Origin of the sequence: Acetobacterium wieringae, from assembly GCF_023700225.1 — a bacterium.
Taxonomy (GTDB): Bacteria; Bacillota; Clostridia; order Eubacteriales; family Eubacteriaceae; genus Acetobacterium; species Acetobacterium wieringae.
This window is the reverse complement of the sequence record NZ_CP097897.1, coordinates 1,407,992-1,429,140: the sequence shown is the minus strand read 5'-3', so window position 1 is coordinate 1,429,140 and position 21,149 is coordinate 1,407,992. Positions and strand designations below refer to the sequence as shown.

At 47.5% G+C, this 21,149-nt stretch carries 23 protein-coding genes; 12 read left to right on the top strand and 11 right to left on the bottom strand.

Annotation, left to right across the window (positions count from 1 at the left end; all coding sequences use genetic code 11):
* Nucleotides 1-12: 12 nt before the first annotated feature.
* The 6 genes from CHL1_RS06915 to CHL1_RS06890 form a co-directional block, all read right to left on the bottom strand.
* Nucleotides 13-270 (bottom strand): hypothetical protein, encoded by a 258-nt coding sequence (locus tag CHL1_RS06915; protein WP_250935591.1) that lies wholly within the window; start codon nt 268-270, stop codon nt 13-15.
* Nucleotides 271-393: 123 nt separating this feature from the next.
* Nucleotides 394-1,722 carry a GNAT family N-acetyltransferase gene (locus CHL1_RS06910; protein ID WP_250935589.1) on the bottom strand — a complete coding sequence of 443 codons (1,329 nt, stop codon included), beginning with the start codon at nt 1,720-1,722 and terminating at the stop codon, nt 394-396.
* A gap of 21 nt (nt 1,723-1,743) precedes the next feature.
* On the bottom strand, nt 1,744-2,319 hold the full coding sequence (locus tag CHL1_RS06905) for a GDSL-type esterase/lipase family protein (protein ID WP_070372131.1): 576 nt from the start codon (nt 2,317-2,319) through the stop codon (nt 1,744-1,746).
* Between the two features lie 144 nt (nt 2,320-2,463).
* Nucleotides 2,464-4,647, bottom strand: coding sequence for a methyl-accepting chemotaxis protein (locus tag CHL1_RS06900; RefSeq protein ID WP_250935587.1), 2,184 nt, complete (start codon nt 4,645-4,647; stop codon nt 2,464-2,466).
* Entirely contained in the window at nt 4,644-5,054 is a 411-nt protein-coding gene (locus CHL1_RS06895) for a cache domain-containing protein (protein WP_250935585.1), read from the bottom strand. Before CHL1_RS06895 ends, CHL1_RS06900 begins: the two co-directional genes overlap by 4 nt.
* Complete coding sequence (locus CHL1_RS06890; protein ID WP_250935583.1) at nt 4,982-5,539, bottom strand: cache domain-containing protein; 558 nt, start codon at nt 5,537-5,539, stop codon at nt 4,982-4,984. The genes CHL1_RS06895 and CHL1_RS06890 overlap by 73 nt, the downstream gene beginning before the upstream one ends.
* Nucleotides 5,540-6,081: 542 nt before the next feature.
* Here CHL1_RS06890 and CHL1_RS06885 point away from each other — a divergent pair.
* The 7 genes from CHL1_RS06885 to CHL1_RS06855 all read left to right on the top strand — a co-directional run bounded on the left by CHL1_RS06885 (nt 6,082) and on the right by CHL1_RS06855 (nt 12,200).
* Nucleotides 6,082-6,489, top strand: coding sequence for a Rid family hydrolase (locus CHL1_RS06885; RefSeq protein ID WP_070372133.1), 408 nt, complete (start codon nt 6,082-6,084; stop codon nt 6,487-6,489).
* Entirely contained in the window at nt 6,489-6,818 is a 330-nt protein-coding gene (locus CHL1_RS06880) for a (2Fe-2S)-binding protein (RefSeq protein ID WP_070372134.1), read from the top strand. The genes CHL1_RS06885 and CHL1_RS06880 overlap by 1 nt, the downstream gene beginning before the upstream one ends.
* Nucleotides 6,805-8,412, top strand: a complete 1,608-nt coding sequence (locus CHL1_RS06875; protein WP_148637802.1) for an FAD-dependent oxidoreductase — start codon at nt 6,805-6,807, stop codon at nt 8,410-8,412. The genes CHL1_RS06880 and CHL1_RS06875 overlap by 14 nt, the downstream gene beginning before the upstream one ends.
* Nucleotides 8,413-8,429: 17 nt before the next feature.
* A complete protein-coding gene (locus tag CHL1_RS06870; protein WP_070372136.1) occupies nt 8,430-8,759 on the top strand; it encodes a (2Fe-2S)-binding protein in 330 nt (109 codons plus the stop codon).
* The gene (locus tag CHL1_RS06865) at nt 8,752-9,879 is read left to right on the top strand and encodes an NAD(P)/FAD-dependent oxidoreductase (RefSeq protein WP_228878762.1); all 1,128 of its coding nucleotides are present in this window, start codon (nt 8,752-8,754) and stop codon (nt 9,877-9,879) included. Before CHL1_RS06870 ends, CHL1_RS06865 begins: the two co-directional genes overlap by 8 nt.
* Before the next feature lie 229 nt (nt 9,880-10,108).
* Complete coding sequence (locus tag CHL1_RS06860; protein WP_250935575.1) at nt 10,109-10,894, top strand: DUF6597 domain-containing transcriptional factor; 786 nt, start codon at nt 10,109-10,111, stop codon at nt 10,892-10,894.
* Nucleotides 10,895-11,081: 187 nt separating this feature from the next.
* Nucleotides 11,082-12,200: a tyramine oxidase subunit B gene (locus tag CHL1_RS06855; RefSeq protein ID WP_276520479.1), complete on the top strand. Its 1,119-nt coding sequence runs from the start codon at nt 11,082-11,084 to the stop codon at nt 12,198-12,200.
* Between the two features lie 136 nt (nt 12,201-12,336).
* Here the strand turns inward: CHL1_RS06855 and CHL1_RS06850 are convergent, their stop codons facing one another.
* The 5 genes from CHL1_RS06850 to CHL1_RS06830 form a co-directional block, all read right to left on the bottom strand.
* On the bottom strand, nt 12,337-12,861 hold the full coding sequence (locus CHL1_RS06850) for a GNAT family N-acetyltransferase (RefSeq protein ID WP_250935573.1): 525 nt from the start codon (nt 12,859-12,861) through the stop codon (nt 12,337-12,339).
* A 1-nt stretch (nt 12,862) separates the two neighbouring features.
* Nucleotides 12,863-13,711: a prenyltransferase/squalene oxidase repeat-containing protein gene (locus tag CHL1_RS06845; protein WP_250935571.1), complete on the bottom strand. Its 849-nt coding sequence runs from the start codon at nt 13,709-13,711 to the stop codon at nt 12,863-12,865.
* 45 nt (nt 13,712-13,756) lie between these two features.
* A complete protein-coding gene (locus CHL1_RS06840; RefSeq protein ID WP_070372142.1) occupies nt 13,757-14,389 on the bottom strand; it encodes a class I SAM-dependent methyltransferase in 633 nt (210 codons plus the stop codon).
* A gap of 76 nt (nt 14,390-14,465) precedes the next feature.
* Entirely contained in the window at nt 14,466-15,929 is a 1,464-nt protein-coding gene (locus CHL1_RS06835; RefSeq protein WP_250935569.1) for a helix-turn-helix domain-containing protein, read from the bottom strand.
* Nucleotides 15,930-16,037: 108 nt separating this feature from the next.
* Nucleotides 16,038-16,388, bottom strand: coding sequence for a MerR family transcriptional regulator (locus tag CHL1_RS06830; protein ID WP_338078303.1), 351 nt, complete (start codon nt 16,386-16,388; stop codon nt 16,038-16,040).
* Between the two features lie 82 nt (nt 16,389-16,470).
* On the opposite strand from CHL1_RS06830, the gene CHL1_RS06825 reads away from it, so the two are divergent.
* The 5 genes from CHL1_RS06825 to CHL1_RS06805 all read left to right on the top strand — a co-directional run bounded on the left by CHL1_RS06825 (nt 16,471) and on the right by CHL1_RS06805 (nt 21,105).
* Nucleotides 16,471-16,857 carry a carboxymuconolactone decarboxylase family protein gene (locus CHL1_RS06825; protein WP_250935568.1) on the top strand — a complete coding sequence of 129 codons (387 nt, stop codon included), beginning with the start codon at nt 16,471-16,473 and terminating at the stop codon, nt 16,855-16,857.
* Nucleotides 16,858-17,284: 427 nt separating this feature from the next.
* Nucleotides 17,285-18,091, top strand: coding sequence for an alpha/beta fold hydrolase (locus tag CHL1_RS06820; protein WP_250935566.1), 807 nt, complete (start codon nt 17,285-17,287; stop codon nt 18,089-18,091).
* A gap of 80 nt (nt 18,092-18,171) precedes the next feature.
* Nucleotides 18,172-19,083, top strand: a complete 912-nt coding sequence (locus CHL1_RS06815; RefSeq protein WP_250935564.1) for a chitobiase/beta-hexosaminidase C-terminal domain-containing protein — start codon at nt 18,172-18,174, stop codon at nt 19,081-19,083.
* Nucleotides 19,084-19,900: 817 nt separating this feature from the next.
* The gene (locus CHL1_RS06810) at nt 19,901-20,383 is read left to right on the top strand and encodes a permease (protein ID WP_250935562.1); all 483 of its coding nucleotides are present in this window, start codon (nt 19,901-19,903) and stop codon (nt 20,381-20,383) included.
* The gene (locus CHL1_RS06805; RefSeq protein ID WP_250935560.1) at nt 20,380-21,105 is read left to right on the top strand and encodes a permease; all 726 of its coding nucleotides are present in this window, start codon (nt 20,380-20,382) and stop codon (nt 21,103-21,105) included. Before CHL1_RS06810 ends, CHL1_RS06805 begins: the two co-directional genes overlap by 4 nt.
* Nucleotides 21,106-21,149: the final 44 nt, after the last annotated feature.

Below are 21,149 nucleotides of genomic sequence, written 5' to 3'. Positions count from 1 at the left end.
TCAGTGCAAAAATCAACCAGCCGATATAAAATTTTTTATAGGCTTTGACCCGAACCAGCCCGGAAGCGGTACCGCAACTACCGGAATGCCATAGATTATCATGACAATGCTGGTAGTCGCCGTGCGAACCGCCGCTTCATAGCTATCCAGCTGACCGCCGCTGATTGATTCATAAGGTAGAATTTTGAGAATGACGAGTAAAAATACCGCAATTGTAAACAGATTCAGAATAATAATGCCTTTACCCGCCGTTTTTCTGTTGAATTTCATCGTACCCTCCCTTGTGATTGTGACTTTAGGTAATTGCGTAATGAAAAAACATCGAACACTGCATTGTTTTACGCCCAGTTTTGCAATAACCTCGATTGTGATTTTGCGTACTGAACCGTACCGTCAAAAGTAATCTGGAAGCAGTGCTACCGAAACGTCCTTTAGTTGCTCCCAGCTGGCCTCACCGCACTTGACCATGCAGGGGCTTGTAAGACTTTTCTGGAGATGTTCCGGGAGTAGTCGGAATCCCATTTTTTTATAAAAATCAGGATTAATATCTGAAAAGAGGAAGATGAACACCTCACCGTCTTTTTCAAGCTGTTGAATACATCTTTTTAGCAGAATCCCGGCATAGCCCTTACTGGTGTGCGGCTCGGGTGTCAACACCGAACCTAGGCCATAGGTAGAAATCCCCAGCACGGGTTCCAGCGTCAGAACAATCAATGAACTGACCAAATCACCCTCACGATCGATGACATAGCGTTTTCCAAAAGCATCTTCTTTAGCGTTGTCATGAATGTACTCTGCCAGGGTTCTATTTTTATGCCAGATCTGGTAGGCTTCTTTGAATAATAGCGTCCGCTCCGCTTCGGTTGCTTCCCGGATTATCATCTGTCGGGGTCCGGTTTTAAGATAAGCTTGCCACTCATCATAAATCTGACAAAGCTCTGCATCCAAATAGGTAAGCGCCTTTTCTTTAAGCGCATGGGGCACCCCATAATATGCTTCTGCAATGGCCCCGGTGATCGCAGCCAGGGTGTCACTGTCTCCCCCGACGGAGATGGCCGTCCGGATGGCATCCTCAAAAGATGCGGATTCCAAAAAAGCCTGAATAGCCTGAGGCACCGTTTCCTGACAGGTTTCATTAAACTGGTAGCTGTCCCGAATTTCATCAATGGTAAAATTCCAGTGATAGAAATAACCATCAATCCGTTCCCGAATGGCTGCTTTGCTGGCTCCATTGCGGGCCATGTAAATGGCTAAAACAGTCGCTTCCGCACCTTTTAAACCTTCCGGATGATTATGGGTAACCCGGGTAATTACTTCCGCAAGTATCCGGGCTTCGGTTTCGGATCGCGCCGCAAAGGCCGCCGGACTGATCCGCATGGCGGCACCGTTACCATAACTGTTGTAGGGCTGGGGATTATCACAAAAAACCCATTGCCCAAATCGACCACCATAACCACAATGAGGGTATTTCTGACCAATTTTCTGCATCCATTGCACGGTTAATCGTTCTACCCACTGATAGTATTCGCGATTTCCCAGCCCATTATCCAGGGGGAAACAGCCAGCTTGACCTGCTTCCATGATCGCTTTGGCAACCGCCAACGTCATGATGCTATCGTCAGTAACCTCACAGGCTCTGGTAAACAGGTCAAAGTCCTTGCTCCGATGATTATTAAATTCAAAACGGGAACCGACAATGTCCCCGATAATTGCACCCAGCATATTGCTCTCCTTGTTCCGTATTTATTTTGCGATGCCTGTTTTATCTAAAAAATCAATGACCTGATCCGCCATGAGACGGTGCCCGGCCGGACTCTGGTGAATTCCATCCAGATACAGATCGTTGTCACGCCAGTCGCCAGCAGCACTGAAATCCAGGGTGAAAAGTTGGGACGAGGTGGTATAATCCCGCAACCACTGACAATAGTCTGCGATCATCACCGCAGCTTTTTCAAAGTCAACCATCTCCCCGCCTTCTTTAAAGGTTACCGGCAGATGAATCGGTGGTGGTATCGCCACAAAAACCTGAATCCCCTTCGCTCTGGACTGATCAACCATGGCGGCCAAATTCTCAGCCGCCTGTTCCCAACTACGGTTAAAAAAGATATCGTTATAGCCACCCATCAGGATCATCCCATCGGGTTTTGCCTGAAATACCTGTCGTTGAATCCGTTTTAGCATTCCGACGGTGGTATCGCCACTGACGCCCCGATTGACCAGTTGAATTCCCGTCTTTGTTGCTGCGATCACATGCCATTTATCTTCCCGGGACACCTGATAGCCAAAGGTCAGGCTGTCACCAAAACATATTATCTTCACCATTTTCTCCTTAGCCGCGTACTGCTCTTGCAGTTGTTATAGACTCAGTTTATCACAGCGCAATCGGTTTTACAATTACAGAGACCACCTTTTTCCAGGTGGTCTCTAAGGATTTATTATTTGATTGACGATATAACTATTTTGCTAAACCTTCCTGATTTTAAATTGATCAATCATCTGTTTCAGTAACACGGATTGTCCGGAAAGCTCCTGACTGGCAGCCGCACTTTGTTCGGCGGTAGCCGAATTCTGCGAAACAACCTGAGCAATCTGTTCAACCCCGGTGTTAATTTGGGCAATACCTGTGGCCTGTTCATTGGAAGCACCAGCAATATTCCCAATTAAGCTGGTAACCTTGCCGATGCCGGTGACGATTTCGTCCAGTGCTCCAGCGGTATCATTGGCTATTTTGGTGCCCTCCTGGACATTACTAATTGAACTTTCTATCAGAATGGTCGTCTCTTTGGCAGCTTCGGCACTTCTGGCGGCCAGGGTTCGAACTTCTTCGGCTACCACCGCAAAACCCTTGCCATGCTGGCCAGCCCGGGCGGCTTCGACGGCGGCGTTAAGGGCCAGGATATTGGTCTGAAACGCAATGTCATCAATGACTTTGATAATTTTAGAAATATCCTCAGATGATTTATTGATTTCCACCATTGAACGCTGCATCTCGGTCATCTGTTGATTGCCTTTTTCAGCATTGCCCATCACATCAGCAGCCAATTCTCTGGCCTTGTTGGCATCCACGGCGTTATTCTTGGTCTGATCGGCAATTTCGGCAATTGAAGCGGTCAGTTCCTGTATCGAGCTGGCCTGTTCGGTGGAGCCCTGAGCCAATGCCTGACTGCTGTCAGACACCTGATTGGCGCCAACATTGACCTGGTCAGCGGCGATGTTTATGTCACCCATGACCGCATTGAGTGAATCGATAATCACATTAAGGGCATTGGAAATGGTTACAAAATCGCCTCGGAAGGCTTGGGCATTTGCAATATCCAGATTTCCCAGCGACAATTGTTCGATCTTCTCAGTGATTTCGCCAACAACCTCCTCCAGTAGTGTGGCCGTGGAATTGACACTCTGCTTAAGTAAGGCCACATCGCCACGATAATCACCACTGATTCGAACCCGCAGATTTCCATTGGAAATTGCTGACATGATGTCTCTCACTTCGCCCAAGGGTTTGTTTAATTCTTCGAGAATGGCATTCATGCCGCCAACCACTTCCCGCCATGCGCCCTGGAAGGTGGTGGCATCGGCTCTGGCCTGAAGATTTCCATCAATGACAGCATTGGTAATCATATTGGCATCATCAATAAGGGTACCAATGGATTCCTTAACCAACATCAGGCTGTTATTGATCTCACTAAACTGAGCGCTGACTTCTTTGGTATATTCATCAGCGGCGATACAATTCATATCAAAATCAAGATCACCTTCGGCCAATCGCATCAGATTGGCACCAAGACGGGTGACTTCCGCTTTGGTATAGTCACTGACGCGAATCATCGGTGTGATATCCGTGATCACTTCGATAAAACCAATGTTCTCACCATTTTTGTTTTTTAAGTAGGCAGTCGCCTGTTTATTGCTGCGACCAACCCATTCAGAATAGCTTTCGGAGTCGCTCTGATCCACCAGTTGCCGGATTCCACAGCCTTGAGACTGACAAATACTGGTTCCGGCATTGAAACAATCCATCCCACACGCCGAATTTCGATCCTTAATTACCCCATTTTTAATCATCAGCTCTTCAAATGCATGATTCATAAAGGTCCATTTCATGTCGTTGTCTGTGACGTGAACCGGAATGGGAATCCCATCGATGATCGCCTCATACCAGAACATCTTGTCTACAACCGTGTCCAGAGTCTGATTAACACCAGCAATCACCTGTGCATACTCGCCGGAGTGATTTTCCACCCTTGCCCGCCGGGTGAAATCTCCCTGGATGGCTGCGTCGGAGAGCATAATAGTATCAGAAACCAGGTTGCCGATCGATTCCTTAATTGAAACCATGCTGCTACCCAGCACATCTTCTGAGGATTTTGGCTGGATGTTAATCGATAAATCGCCTTTGGCAATCGCTTGGGCTGTCTCAGACTGTTCCTTGATGTTCTCAGCCATATTTACAAAGGAACGGGTCAGCTCACCAATTTCATCATCTTTGGCACCTTCAGCCATGGTTTTATCAATATTGACGTCACCCAACGCCAGACAGTCAGCCGCTGCCACCAGCCGGGTAATCGGCCGGATGAAATTTCGGGTAGAAACCACCATGATTGCCAGAATCACGATCAGTCCCAGACCAAAAATCAGTAACATCATTGTACGAATTCCTGAGAAGGTTTTACTAAACTCTGACGTTGGAAGCCCAGTCCCAGTACCCAACCGGTATTACCGATTTCGGTGACATACCCCCGGCTTTCGATGCCCCCTGTTGTATAGGTGATCGGGCCGGTGGTCTTATCCATCAGTGCCGCAATGATATTTTCTGACATATCCGTATCGGCAAGCATGCCATTGCTGTACTCTTTATTGGGATGATCAAAAACCATCCCGCTATTGGTTGAAACCACAAAAAATCCGTCTTCGCCAATTTTATTTTCAGCGATGATCTCTTTGATCCGGTCAATGGAAACATCCACACAGGTGGCCCCCATCAGTTCCTGAGTTCCTGGTTTAAATACCGGGGCAACCACACTGACAATGATCTTCTGGGTTGTGATATCCACGTATGGTTCCGAGATAAAAACTTTTTTTGCGCTACCAGTTCTTTAAACCAGGGCCGGGCATTAATGTCATAGGATGGGTCAGACACGACTCCGTCAGACTGGGTAAACTGACTGGAGTCGACGTCAGCAATCCAGGCCACCTGAATATTTTGGGGATCTGACGCTGCAACGTTGATCAGATGCTGCTTGATTTCCGGAAAATTGGCTGTTGAAGTAATGCCCACCCCCGGTGTGACCTGATTGAACAGACTCTGAATTTCCGGACTTGCTGACAATTGACTGGCATCCACCAGATATTTTGTAAAATATGTTTCGATTTGATTGGAAACCGATTCAGACCGGGCTGATAATTCATTAACCTTAATTTCTGCAATCGACTGATCCACCACATACAGGGCAATCCCAGCGACAACTGCGAAAATAACCGCAACTGGCACTCCTATTCCCATTAGCATCCGAACAAGTAAACCTCTCTTATGATTCATACACTTTTCCTTATGATATCCTCGATATCATTTTCGTCCTTTCTTAGTTGATATATTTTTGTAGTGTGACCGACCTAAAACCTTTTGTCATGATGTTACCATAAAATTGAAGGGTTGATTCTTCTCCAAACATTTTTTACATCCATTTAACATTTACTCGATTTATTTCTTCCAGTTCCTTTCAAAAAAGACAAAAATGAGCGCAACAAAGCCGCGTTAACGGCTTCATCGCACTCATCTAATGTCGGTTATTATTTTATTGAACTTATTCTATAACAGATCAAATAAAAAGGCAACTAAACTTTTTGCCAGAGCCAGACGACAGACCACCAATGAACTGCAAATTATTTCCCTGAAAATCGCTGTAAATTGTTCCGATTGTTACTATTTCTGTTTGTTTTGCTGTGATATATTATGTTTAACCTAGAAAAACCACAGAAAAATCGAGACAAAGACGTCGAAAAAAATCTTCGGCGTCTTTGTCATTTTTTGAAGGCAAGACAAAAAATCTATTTGAATTCATTGCGAAAGGAAGTAATACCATGTCACGAATTAATTATTCATCAGGAGCACCTTTAGAAGAAAAAGTCGGCTATTCACGGATGGTAAAAATCGGCAATCTGATTATGATCGGTGGCACCACCTCGGTTCAGCCGGACGGCAGTGTTTACGGCGAAGGCGATCCCTATGCACAGGCCAAATACATTTTTGAAAAACACGTTAAACTCTTAGAACAGGCTGGCGCAAGCCCAGCCGATGTTGTCAAAGTCATGTGTTATGCTACCCGGATGTCCGATTGCGGTGAAATTGGCCGGGCTTATTCGGAGTTTTTTAAAGAGTATCGGCCGCTTTTTACCGCAGTGGGAACAACGGAGCTCAACCGCCCCACCCAACTATGTGAGATTGAAATGACGGCGATTATCATTTCCGATGAAGGTGGGTGTGAGTGATGAACCGGATCAACGAACATCCCATTCTTGGCGAACCTGAAAAAGGCCAGCTGGTGTCCTTTTATATGGATGGCAAGCCGATGGAAGGTTATGCTGGTGAACCCATTGCCGTCGCCCTGAAAGCCGCCGGCGTGATGACTCACCGCTACACCCAGAAAAATCATGAGCCCCGGGGGATTTTTTGTGCCATTGGCCGCTGCACCGACTGTGTCATGATCGTTGATGGTGTGCCCAATATCCGCACCTGTATTACCCCATTAGTTTCCGGGATGCAGATTCAGACCCAGGATGGGGTCACAGCACTGGAGGTAAGCGATGAAACGTTATGATTTAATCGTCGTGGGAGCCGGTCCTGCCGGACTCTCAGCGGCTATTGAAGCCGCCCGATGCGGCATGAAGGTTGCCGTTTTTGATGAAAATGCCAAACCCGGCGGACAATTATTTAAGCAAATCCATAAATTTTTCGGTTCAAAAGAACACCAGGCCAAGATTCGCGGTTACAAAATTGGTGAAACACTACTCGCCGAGGCTGATGAATCCGGGGTTGAAGTATTTCTCAATGCCACCGTCGCAGGCATTTATCTGGACAAAGAAGTGCTGGTTCAAATCGGTGAAGCAATGACGCACTTCAAGGCTGATACCATCATTATCGCTACTGGGGCAGCGGAAAACATGGTCACCTTTGATGGCTGGACCCTACCTGGGGTGATTGGTGCCGGAGCCGCCCAGACGATGATGAATCTTTACGGCATCAAGCCCGGTCAACGGGTACTGATGCTGGGCAGCGGCAATGTCGGTCTGGTGGTCAGCTTCCAGCTGATGCAGGCTGGCTGTGAAGTAGTGGCCCTGGTGGATGCTGCTCCCAGGATAGGCGGCTATGGCGTTCACGCCGCCAAAATCGCCCGCTGTGGGGTGCCTTTTTATCTATCTCATACCATTACTAAAGCTGATGGGACTGATTGCGTCACAGGCGTGACGATTGCCGAGGTTGATGAAGCGTTCACTCCGATCCCCGGCACCGAGAAACACTTTGATGTGGATACCATCTGTCTGGCCGTCGGTCTCTCGCCAATGTCGCAGCTACTGAAAATGGCTGGTTGCAATATGGTTGATGATCCCCGGCGCGGCGGTCAGGTACCCTTGGTTTCTGAAAATGGCGAAACCTCAATTCCCGGTCTCTTTGCTGCTGGGGATGTTTCTGGCATCGAAGAAGCCAGCTCAGCCATGATTGGTGGCCGGATGTCCGGTCTGGCAGCTGCAGCTTATCTGGGCTTTCTCAGTGAGCAGGATAAAGATAAGCGTCTGGCTGACCTGGAAATCGCCCTCGATAGCCTGCACCAGGGCATGTTCGCCCCCGGCAGCAAGGGCCAAACCTTTGCCAAAACCGACGAAGGGATTGCCGTTTCTCAGAGTCTGCTTAAAAAAGGCTATCTTGATGATACTGATCTTGAGCGCTTTTTTCATCGATCTGATCAAACTGATAAAAAATCCGGCATCCGTCCGGTGATCGAATGTACTCAGAACATTCCCTGCAATCCCTGTCAGGATGCCTGTACCAAGGGTTGCATAAAAATTGGTAAAACAATCACCGCCCTGCCCCGAATTGATGCGAACAGCATCTGCACCGGCTGTGGTCTGTGTATCGCTTCCTGTTCCGGTCAGGCCATCTTTCTGGTTGATGAAGACTACGCTCCGGGCTACGCCAGCATAACCCTACCCTATGAATTTTTACCCCTGCCCCAAAAGGGCCAACTGGGAACAGCCCTGAGCCGCAGCGGTCAACCACTGGGTACCGCCGAAATCATCGATGTTCGCAGTGCCAAGGCCTTTGACCACACCACCCTTGTCACCATCAAGGTACCTGTAGCGCAAGCCATGACCGCCCGGTTTTTTAAACCCGCAACCCATGCGGCCGGACAATAAGAAAAGGAGAAACGACTATGAAATCTATTAATGATCGTTCACAAAATATCGGTTCCTTCGTTTCCCAGGCTGACGACACCATCATCATCTGCCGCTGCGAAGAAATCACCAAAGGCGAAATTCGGCAGGCGATTCACGACGGAATGTTTACCGTTAATGAAATCCGGCGTTACCTGCGGGCTGGGATGGGGCTTTGTCAGGGCCAAACCTGCGGTAAGCTGGTTAAAAACCTGATTGCCCGGGAGCTTTGCGTCATCCCCGATCAATTGGATCCGGCCACCAGCCGATCACCCATGCGACCGGTGGAAATGAAAGTATTAGGAAATGAAGAGGTGACCCATGTCTAAACATACTGACGTGATTATTATTGGCGCCGGTATCATCGGTAATGCCACCGCCTACTACCTGGCTAAAAAAGGCCTGTCGGTGACGGTTCTTGAAGCCAGCAAGGATATTGGCATTGGTGGTTCGTCCCGAAATGGTGGCGGTGTCCGCCAGTCCGGCCGGGATACCCGGGAACTGCCGCTGGCGATGTGGGGGATTAAAAACCTCTGGCCGGGACTGTCCGAAGAACTGGGTGTGGATGTGGAATACACCCAAAAAGGTAATCTGCGACTGGGGAAAACGGAGGCCCATCAAAAAATTCTTCAGGGCTTAACGGATAAGGCCGTAGCCTGCGGGTTGGATGTCCGGATGATCAACGGCGATGAAATTCGGGCCATTAATCCCTACCTTTCCGACGAAGTCACCTGTGCCAGCTGGTGTCCCACCGACGGCCATGCCAATCCGCTGACAGCAACCCTCGGTTACTATAAAAAAGCCCGGGAATTGGGCGTCCGCTTTATTACCGAAGCACCCTGTTTCGAACTGCGAAAAATTAAGGGTGTGATCCGTCAGGTTGTCACCCCGGATGCCATCTATGAAGCCGACAAGGTGCTGGTGGCGGCCGGTTTTGACAGCCGCAAAATATTAGCGACTGTCGGCATCGATGTGCCAATGATGCCGCTTAAAATGGAATGTCTGGTTACCGAAGCCGAACCGCCGATGTTTCTGCAAATGCTGGGGACAGCTGATGCCGATTTTTACGGCCATCAGTCCAAGCATGGTTCCTTTGTTTTTGGTGGATCCTCTGGTTTTGAACACCTCAACAAAGACAATGGCAGCCCCATTTCCAGTAGCATCGGCGCCTCCTGTACCTGCCGGGGGATTATTAAATACTTCCCTGCACTTGCCGATGCCAAAATCGTCCGGGCCTGGGCTGGCTGGCTGGATGACTGTGCCGACCATGTTCCTGTGATCAGCCCGGTGGCAGAAGTGCCCGGTTTGTATATCGCCTGCGCTTTTTCTGGCCACGGCTTTGGGATTGCTCCGGCGGTGGGCTACAACGTCGCCGAAATGATTGCTGACGGTCACTCCACTATCGATTTGTCAGCCCTCCGATACGACCGCTTTCAACCCAAACAATAAGCCTGGACTAGGCTCAATACGAAAATTAGAATTTTCTTAACTATGATTGCAAATGTAATTTAGTGCCGATTTTTACTATTCTTTTCTTTCGAACTATGGTATATTGTATACATAATAAGCAGTGAACCAACAACTACTCAGACAAGGATGTCGAAATCGAAATTTCGGCGTCCTTGTTTTTTTATGCCGGTTCGTGCCAATTATCCATTTTGTTCAGAAAGGAAAGCGTATGCTTGCGGTTTTAGCTATGATTGATCTATTGCAACGGTATGGCTCTTATGCATCATCCCCACAAGAAAAGGAAAGTATCATCATCCCAAAACAACCCTTGATGGTCAAGCACGCCCAGGGTTATGAGTACTTTGACTACCGGGCTTATGGCATCTCCCACTTTTATCGCTTCCAGGTTACCCAGGAAATGTTAGAAACCGCCACCATCGTTCCTGATGGCACCGTCGACATTGTCTTCCGCTGCGGCCAGGATCATCTGGATGCAACCTGCTACGGCGCCGTTTTAAAAATGCACTCGATTGAGTATGCTTCGGTTTTTCATCTCAACGATACTATTTTTGGCATCCGCTTTCTACCTGGCAAAGCGTTTTTACCTAAGGGCTATCCGATTGGCAGCCTGACTGAGAGCTCTGTGCCACTCCCGGAAATCTGTGATAATCAGGCCATGATGGAAGGAATCACCTGCAGCAACGATTTTAAAGAACAGATTGAGTTGTTTCTTGATGCCTATATTCCCGACTATCAGAACTATTACAGCCCGGGCGTTCGTCCTTTCAGTTATCGCATGGTGGATGAGATCACCAAGGTCGTCGGGATTATCAATGTTAATGAATTAAGCCAAAAAGTCGGCTATACGCCCCGTTATATCAACCAGCTTTTTAATAAGGAGATTGGCTTGCCGCCAAAAACCTTCTCAAAAATTATCCGTTTTCAGAATGTATTACTGGCGCTGGGGAAAGATCAGCATATTTCAACCATCTGCCGCAGATATGGGTTATTTTGATCAGTCCCACCTGCTTAAGGAATTTAAACAATTCACGGGAATCTCTCCCGGAAATTACCGTAAATCCCTGACTAAAGGCACTGCTATCCGAATTTGAACAAAAAACTTTATTCATCCTGTTTATTCAAGAACATAAAAATAAAAATTATTTGGAGGTTTATATTATGACATTACCAGGAATTGATTTTTGTATTTAAATGAAGCCGATATGATTAAGGCGGGGGTCAACAATGTTGTGGCCTGTACTGACTGTATGGAAGAGTTGTTAAAGCTGCTCGATATGGGTGACTACCGGATGGGTGGTGACAATGGCAACTCCCACGGTTGTATGATTACCTTCCCGGAAGATCCCGAATTCCCCAATATGCCAAAGAACGGCCCAGACCGTCGCTTTATGGCGATGCCCGCCTATGTCGGCGGCAAGTTTGACGTCGCCGGAATGAAATGGTACGGTTCCAATGTAGCGAACCGGGATAAAAATCTGCCCCGTTCGATTTTGATGATGATGCTTAACGATAAGGACACCAGCGCACCACTGGCCTTAATGTCCGCCAACCTGCTCAGTGCTTACCGGACTGCGGCCGTTCCTGGTGTCGGCGTCAAAAATCTGGCCCTTAAAGATGCCAAAGTGCTGGCAATTATCGGTCCGGGCGTCATCAACTCCACTGCCATCGAAACCTTTGCCGCCCTACGACCAAGTCTGACGACCCTTAAAATAAAAGGCCGGGGCCAGGCCTCCATCGACCGTTGTATTGAATTCGTTAAGGAAAAATGCCCGCAGTTTACCGAAATTATAGTTTGCGAAACCCTGGAAGAATGTGTTCGGGGATCTGATATTCTTAGCTTTGCCACCTCAACTCCAATGGGTGCTGGTCCTTCGGCCTATCCTTTTGTAGATGCCGAGTGGATTAAGCCCGGTGCCCTGTTCTGTCTGCCTGGAGCGGCTGATTTTACCGATGAATTTATCCAAAGCGATAAAACCAAGCTGGTGGTTGACAACATTTCCCTATATGAAGCCTGGGCCGAAGAATATCCCTACCCGACCTATAATATCGTTTATATCCTCGGTTCCAAATTTATGGACATGATCCATGATGGCAAACTGGCCAAAACCGATATCCACGATTTAGGAGCCATCTTAAACGGCAAGGTGCCCGGCCGGGAAAGCGACGACCAGATTATCCTCTACTCGGTCGGTGGGATGCCGGTGGAAGATGTCGCCTGGGGTAAAGAGGTTTATGACTATGCCCGTAAGCATAATATCGGGGTTAATCTGAATCTTTGGGATAAACCATCTTTATACTAAGATCAAAACGATCCCGAATCTCGACTGGACAAAACACCTAAGCATATAAATAAACCCTTTACCATTTGCTTATAATTGGTAAAGGGTTTTCGTTCGTCGATAAATTGTCAGCACTGGCGTTACCGTAGCACTGGCGTTACCGGAATTCTGCTCTGGTGATCGAATAAGCTTTGACATCCAGGATTTCACCGGTGTAGATCTTGTCCGCCTGCCGGATTGTTCCTTCATAATGAAAACCACATTTTTCAATCACCCGCTGGGATCCGAAGTTTTCCGGATAATGCACCACTGAGATCAGACCCAGACCCAGGGTATCAAAGCCATAGGCCAGCACGGCTCTGGCCGCTTCGGTCATGATGCCCTGCCCCCAGAAATCCTCACTGAGCGCGTAGCCGAGCATCCGGGTCTGGTCATTCTGACGATGAGGGTCCTCGATTAATCCGATTGAGCCGATAATCTGGTAGTCTTTTTCAATTCCCCAGATATTTTCCTGGCCGACAAAGATCGTCTTCATGATCTCCTTTGTTTCTTCGATAGTATCATGCGGCTTCCAGCCAGCCCGCGGGCCAACATTCGGGCTTTTTGAATAAGTAAAAACATCATCTGTGTCAGCCATGGTTAACGGTCGCAATTTCAGGTTTTTGGTAATAATGTAATTCATTTTAGTCCAACTCCATATTTTTAATAATCTCTTGATATCGTGCCGTGGCAGCTTCCGATGGTTTGCCTTTTTGACAGATCGTAAGCCCCCTCAGTTTGCGATTGGGACGCTCGACAATCATCCGGCCCTGACTATCCAGCTTCTGCTGTAACGCTACCAAGGCTTCGCTAAAGCATTTGTCTTGCCGGGCTTTTTCGTAAAAAGACAACACATAGACATAATAAAACAGGTTGTAGCGCAAAAACGGATATTCCACCTGCATAAATAATTTGCCAATGCCATAGTGACAGGGCCCCACCGGCATCTTCACAGTCCAGTGATCCAGCAGGGTTTCAACTGCCCGGTCAAGATCAACGATGCGAGCCGCTCCCGCATGAAAACCGGCCAGACGAAAAGCATCCAAGGCCAGCAGAGTCACATTAGGATTTGACGCATCAGTTTCGGGGCCATGACCATAGATAAATTTGTTGCAGCGCCAGCCACCGTCATCGTAGCGGTCAGCAAGCAGATAATTCAGTGCGTCCTGAACCCGGGGATGACTGGCGTAACCATTGCGACACAGACCGGCCACCCCATGGGCGGTATGACAGGGATAGATTGCACCTTTGGGGGCAATCCGCACCCGACCGTCGGCTCTTATGGCTTTCAGAACCAGCTCCGCCGTCCCTTGCAGGGCTTCATGATCCCGAGGCACGTTAAGTTCACTGATGATCATCAGTGCGGTCAGGGTACTGATCGGTTTTTCAATCCCCAGGCGGCCGTCCGGGGTTGCCCAGAAATCGGCGCCATTATCATGGCGGGTGGCCAGGATCTGCTCCCAATCCGTTTGACTTTTATTTTTATTTATCATCGCTGGACTCTCCTTCTAATTATGATTTTAGAGCTAAGTTTTATTTTAAATGTGCTCATTCTTGCTCAATACCATTACCTGACTGTAATCACAATGAATTGTTTGTATCATTTCAAAACCAAAGCGAAAAAGATACTGATCCATCTCAGTTTTAAGAAAATCCTCAAAGCCTGCGGGTTCCGTTTTTTTAACGAGATAAAACAAAATCCGTTGAACCAGGCTGACTGGTTCCTCCCATTCCACGACAATCAGTTTTCCGGTATTTTTCAAGACTCTTCTGGCCTCCCCAAGCAGCTTGCCCGCCAGAGCCAGGCTTAACTCGTGTAGCACCAGCGATATCAGCACCACATCAAATTCCTCGTTTGAAAATTGCAGGTTGGCCGCATCCATCTGAAGTAGCTTGACGTTGGATATCTCTGCTTGCTCCCATTTTGCTACGGCTTTTTTAAGCATCGCAGTCGAAAGATCAATCCCGATCACTTTGGCATTTCTTCTGGCCCCGGCAATGGCAAAGGCATTAGTCCCGGTGCCGGTACACATGTCCAGAACTTTTAATGGTTCTTCTCCTAATACGGAAATGACAGCATTGCGGGGACTGGAGGCCGCCTTTCTAAAGTAAGTCCGATCTAATATATCGTAGACCTTCGCATTAAATTGGTAGTTTTCATCTGCCCCCATTTTTTCTCACTTTCATTCACAAGTATGTGTTCTGCCTAACTGACACAGTCAAGCAGTTTTTTTATGTTTCACTTCATCAACTTTCATCGCTGCTGTAATCCCTGATTATGGACTCGATCCCGGCAATGGTTTCCTCTCTGCCAAGAACATAATCGCTGGTGGGCAGACTGTTAAAGAACTCTTCAAAGGCATTGATGATGTTGACTTCGTTAATTGCCAGGTGCTTAAAGATGGTTTCGTTACCCCGTTGATAATGAAGAATCAGCCGGAGCGTCGGGTCTTCATTGGAAAATTCCACTGCCGAATTCATAAACAGCCGGTCCTCGTTGATGGCATAGCATTTTCTTTCACTGGCAACCAAATCAGCATGCAGTTGCTTAATCAGCTGCAGCCTTTCTGCAGGCGCAAAAGGGTAAACCATCTCTTCCGGCAGATAGATGTAGCCATCCTCCATGAATTGCCGCAAATATTTCAGGGAAAAGACATCCACCATCCCCTTATTATCGGCCCGGAATTTATCATAAAAAGGAAGCACCGCCGCAAGCAGGGCCTCAAAATAAGAGAAATCACGGTTTAGCTGTTTTTCGATCATCTCATCGGTGAAATAACGGGAAAAACAGGGGATCGGTTGCATCACAAGTTTGGTGGGAAGGGCATCCTCCAGGGCGTATATCTCAAAGAGATCCCGACTGCCATGAATAAACGGAGCACTATTGTCTAAAAGATCTGAAAAATATCCATCATAGACCTGATAAAGCCCCGCATCCTGGTATACAACTGCGGTGGCGAGATCCTTTGACAGGGTGATCAATCGATTTGAGGTTAGCAGATAATACGGGAACACCCCACCATCAACTGGATGCCAGTCGGATGGTCGGTAATAGAAACGGGATTGGTAATCGACATTGTCAAGCAGCGAAAGCGCCGCCAGTTTTTTAAAGGCCAGCAGACTTTGATCGGCCTCCGATTGACTACAATTTTTGGGGAAACTAACGATATCCTGTAACACCAGATTTTTTCCGGAGCCCATCATTTGCTGAAAAATGTAATCATAGACGACATCCCAGTCATAGGGAATGACCTGCCGGATTTGTGGCGTCGAACTGGCAAAAATTTCGCAGTCAATGGCGCTTTCCACCAGTCGTAGTACATTGGCATGTCCACTCACAATCTCCATGCCATCGATTAACGAACTTTTTACAACTGCACCATTTTTTAAACCGATTTCTTTAGAAAAGGGAATGGTATGTTCGGTTAGTTCAGCAATCGTTTCGATCAGGTCGACGATGGCTTTCCGGTTATAATAGTTTCGTTGGCCAATGGTTTCCATTTCCAGGACATTTTTCAGTTCCTCTTCTTCCGCTGCCGACAGCCGTAACGCTTTGCACAGGCCACTAAAAATCTTTTTAGAAGGCAGGCGCTCGCCAGATTTTACCCGCTGCAGGGTTGTCCGGTCGATCTTGCCGATCTCCGCCAAAGCCTGTACCGTTTCGCCGCTATCGACAATCAATTCTTCTATTCTTTGCGCAAATAATAACATGCTAAACGCTCCTTAATCTTTTTAAGCTGATAAAGTTAATTTTTAATCTAAACTTTCTTTTTCCGAACACAAATAATTTTCCCCAAGGCAATACGACTTGAACCAGCCTTAATCTTTTTTTCGATAATACTCGATTTTGGCATCAAGGTTATAAAGATTTTGGGCCCATTTCTGCTGTTCCGCAACAACGAATATGCGGTGGGCTTCAAGCATTTCCAGTCGTTCGTGGACGGTCTGATCGCCTTTGGCTCTCAAATCGGCGTATTTTTTAATATTCCGCAATGGCATCCCGGTCTCTTTCAATCGCTGGATGAAACGAATCCATTCAATATCGTTTTCGTCGTAGTTACGTCGCCCCCGGGCATCACGGGAAACGGCAATCAATTCCTTCTTTTCATAGTATCTCAGGGTATATTCACTGATCTGAGTCAGTTGGGCCATTTCGCTAATAATCATCATAAAACCTTTCAAAAATAGGGTTGACTTAGACCATAGTCTAAGCACTATACTGGGATTATAAAGAATTTGGAGGTAATCACAAATGGATCAAACACGTTATCAAATTGGTGTCGCACAGTTAAAAAAAATTGATGGGGTTGGCGGCGAAAAGGTGATCGAATCGCTGAAAACAATCGCTCCCGACTTGGGCAACTACATTATTGAATTTGCTTTTGGCGATATCTACCCCCGGGAAGGTCTCTCCCTTCAGGAACGGGAACTAATCACCATCACCAGCCTATTGACCACCGGTGGCTGCGAACCGCAATTGGATGTTCATATCAATGGCGCTTTGAATGTCGGGATTTTGCCAGAGAAAATTATTGAAGCCTTTATTCAATGTATCCCCTACACCGGATTTCCAAAAGTTTTAAACGCCGTTGCCGTTGCCAAAGAGGTCTTTGCCGTACGTGACGCCCATAACCAGTAGACTACTGGCATGAGCTGAGCTATAACCGTTTTTGAGGCGACTGAAATGACGTCTTCTTATAAGCTTTATTTTACGGCAAAAAAGACCGCAAAGTTTAAATATTTGAAAATACAATCAGCTTTGGAAAAACCTTCTGCAAGGAGCCAGGCCATCTGGTCATTGAGCGGGGCGGTTTGATTAAAGGAGATGCGGTGATTGGCATCGTAATCCTGACTGTATTAATTAAAAACATCTTTTAAATGCATTGCTTAGCCTCTTTTCGTTTACCTATCATTATACGCCTTTTAATGAAAAATGGCTATGTAAATCACGTTCTTTCGGCCATCCTTAACAATTCTGCCATTGACGAACCTCCTTTTTATCGGTACACTTTAAAAAAGACCCATTCCACCAAGAATGGGCTAATCTGCGAAAGAAGGTCATCGTCGTGCTGGAAAAAAAAATCACATCTCCCCGGGGCACCGTTTACTACTGGATCGCCCGACATCGGGATCCCCAGGCTATTTGTCTGGTTTTTACCCATGGGCTTACTGCCAATCATCGGATGTTTGACCACCAGGTTGCTTATTTTAGAAAGCATTACACCGTCATCAGCTGGGATCTGCCGCTCCACGGGGCTTCCCGTCCCTATGCGGATTTTTCCTTTCACCATGCCGCCGCCGATCTGGATGCCATCCTGATTCAGGAAAATATTCCCGCGGCGGTGCTGATCGGCCAGTCGCTGGGGGGCTATCCCTGTCAGCAGTATGCCCTCGATTTCCCGGACAAGGTGCTGGCTTTTGTCGGGGTCGGCACCTCGCCCTTTGGCCGTTCCTATTATTCCCGTTCGGACCGCTTCTGGGTGCGACAGGTGGAGTGGCTGTCCCGCTGTTACCGCCATGAGAAACTGGTGACGGCGATTGCTAAAGGGGCTACCCATACCAAACGGGGCTTTGACAACATGATAACGATGCTGGCGCCCTATGGCAAGACGGAACTGTGCCGGATCATGGGGCTTGCCTATGCCAGCTTTCTCCGCGAAAACCGCGATGCGGTGTTTGAGTTCCCGGTGCTGCTGACCCTGGGCGAATATGACCGTTTCGGCAAGGTCCCCCAATACAATTGGGCCTGGGCGGCCAAAACCGGCTATCCGCTGAAAATCATCCCGGCCGCCGGCCATAATGCCAATGTCGATAATCCGGTTGTTTTTAATGCCGTGGTTGAGGATTTTCTGGACAGCCATCAGCTGCTTTAACAAACGCAATGATGATAGACGCCGCATCAAATGGGTATAAAGACCGTAAACAGATTACCCATAGAAGGGAGATGAGATTTATGGAACGCCTTCATTTTTGCCCGCAATGTGGCACCAAACTTGAACCGGATGAGCGCTTTTGCGGCCAATGCGGTTATGATACCGAAGCGCCAGTTTCAACAGATCCACACGAGAACCCGGCAACGGACCCCGTAGCCCCCCCGGTCTTGAGCCCATCGCCACAAGCAAAACCGGCTGGCTCTCAGAAAACGGCGATCATCATTTTAGCCGCGGTATTGGGTGCGCTATTTTTAATCGGTGGCGGCACGCTGATCTGGTTCAATCTTTCCGGGGGGCTTGTCAGCAAGCCTAATGGCCTGAACACGGCCACATCCGTGATAATTGAGCCGCCCTCCTATTCGCTTAATGAAGGGAGTTACACCGCCACCCAACAAGTTGAAATCAACAAACCCACCGGCGAGGATATCGTCGTCTATTTTACCCTGGATGGTAGCGACCCTTCGGTCAGTGCCAGCGTTTATAGCAGTCCGATTGTTTTAAATGCCACCACCACCCTAAAAAGCATTGCGGTAGACAAAAACGGCAATCATAGCGGCATCAAAACGGCTACCTATGTAATCAACCTCCCCCAACAGGCCGCTACCCCACAACCGGCGACAACCACCCCAGCAGCGACCACAGACCCGGCTTCCAGTGAATGGCAGCAATTTGAGAACAACATCAACGGCACCTGGAAGTGGACCGATAGCAGTGGCTTCACCCTCTACTATCAATTCAGTGGCGGGATGTTACTGATTACTGACGGCGGCAGCGACTACTATTATGACAGTTACCGATCAACCGTCTCCACCGGTAGCAATGGAACCGTCGGCACCGTTTACTCTGGTGATCATCAGCTTAATATTGATTGCAACCCGATGGGCGACAACGGTATTTATATTGATGGCTATTATTGCAGTTATGTTCCCTGATCGCGGCGACGAATATGATGTTTCCGTCTACCGTAACGGCAATAACGCAGAATTATCTCGCTTTGACAAGTTACTGTCGAAACTTAGCTATCAAATTGCAGCCTTTTGGGCTGTGACCCATTGCAAACAAAAGCGGATGTAAATTTTTATATTATCGTATACGATTACTATACAAACGTTTACAGTTTGTCTATTTACTTCCTGATAAATGGTGATATAATAAGGTCATATCAAAGATCAACTCAATCATTTTCAGGAACGAGTGAAAGAATCCTAGTGACAACCACTCAATAACAATTATGACGCTGGCACTGATATCAATGTACCGACCCGAGGTTGAAGGTGAAAATTTGACCATGATGAAATAATTGATATACAAGCCGGGAAAACAATCTGCAACAAGTCAGATCTTCCAACGATTAAAAAGCGAAATCTTCTTAATTGCCGGATATCCCCTTATAAGTGAGTAATGTAAAACTGAAAAGTGAAAAAGAAGGTTTTTGATAAAATCAGAAGAAGGAGTCCAAACGGATGACGACTGAGATTGTGGACTAGACCGGTTTCGCAGGTTAAATGGCGGAATCGGTTCTAGTTCTTTTTTGGGTTAAAAGGAGCTCTGAAAATCTGATTCTGGCTTCGTCTGAAAAATTTGAAAAAAGGCTGTGGCTGGATAAAATTGTCATAAAATCCCGATGATTCTAAAATAACCTCCTGATGTGTGACCGTGGTAACTTTTTATTCCGCTGATCTACAGTATACTATAAGAAAATTCGAATTTTGAAACTGAGATTCGCATAATCAACTTGGAGGTTAACAGATGGATATTTTTACACTGATTTTCTGGGTGATTACCCTGGTATGGCTGGGGTTTTCACTGAAAAAAGACAAGGGCAAAACCCTGAAGGCCATAAAAATGTCCGGGGGAATGATGAAAGGGATCGCTGGGGATATCCTCGGCATCTTGTTGTTGATTGGTCTGATCCTCACCTTTGTGCCGCCGGAAACGATTAAAGCCACCATCGGTCAGGGCAACGAGGTTGTTACGACGGTGCTGTTTGCACTGCTGGGAAGCATCACCCTGATCCCCGCCTTTGTCGCCTTTCCACTGGTGGCCTCGCTGGTGGATGCCGGCGCCAGCATTGTTCCGATTGTCGCTTTTCTAACCACGCTGACGATGGTGGGGGTGGTGACCTTTCCGCTTGAGAAACGAGAATTCGGTCTGAAATTCACGCTGATCCGCAACTCGCTGAGCTTTGCTTTTGCCCTGATGATTGCCCTGGCGATGGGGGTGATCCTATGACATTTTTAAAAAGCCAACTCAAAAACAACCGCTTTCTGATGATCGTGATCCTGGCTTATGTGGCCGTCGGCATTTTTGCTCCAGACAAATTTCTACCATCCCTGGGTAACACCTGGTATTATGTCAAGGAAATGCTGATGATCATGCCGGTGATACTGCTGTTAACCTCGCTGATATCCGCCTGGGTGCCCAAAGAAACCATCGAAAATGCCTTTGGTAAAAACTCGGGTCTTAAGGGTTCGCTGTTCGCTTTTTTACTGGGCAGTTTTTCAGCCGGTCCCATTTACGCCGCCTTTCCGGTCTGTAAAATGTTATTGAACAAGGGCGCCAGTATTGCCAACATCGTCATCATCCTGTCGACCTGGGCGGTGATCAAAATCCCGATGCTGATCACTGAAAGCAAATTTCTGGGACCCGAATTCATGCTCGTCCGCTGGATTCTGACCACCCTGGCGATTTTTCTGATGGGCTATATCACCTCCCGTTTTGTCAAACCGGAGGATCTTCCCGCCGATGATGAAGCCGCTACAGATGGTCCCCTTGCTCTGAATGCGGACTATTGTATTGGTTGCGGCCAGTGCGCCAAAATTGCCCCCAGCCATTTCAAGATGGTCGACAAAAAAGCGACCGTCATCAGCCAGACTTTATCGCCCGGGGACGGCCTGGCCATCAAGGATGCCGTGGCAAAATGTCCCGCTCAGATTATCCGGTTTTATCGCTAAAAAAATCCCTCTGCTACCGTTCTTTTGGCAGCAGGGGGATTTTA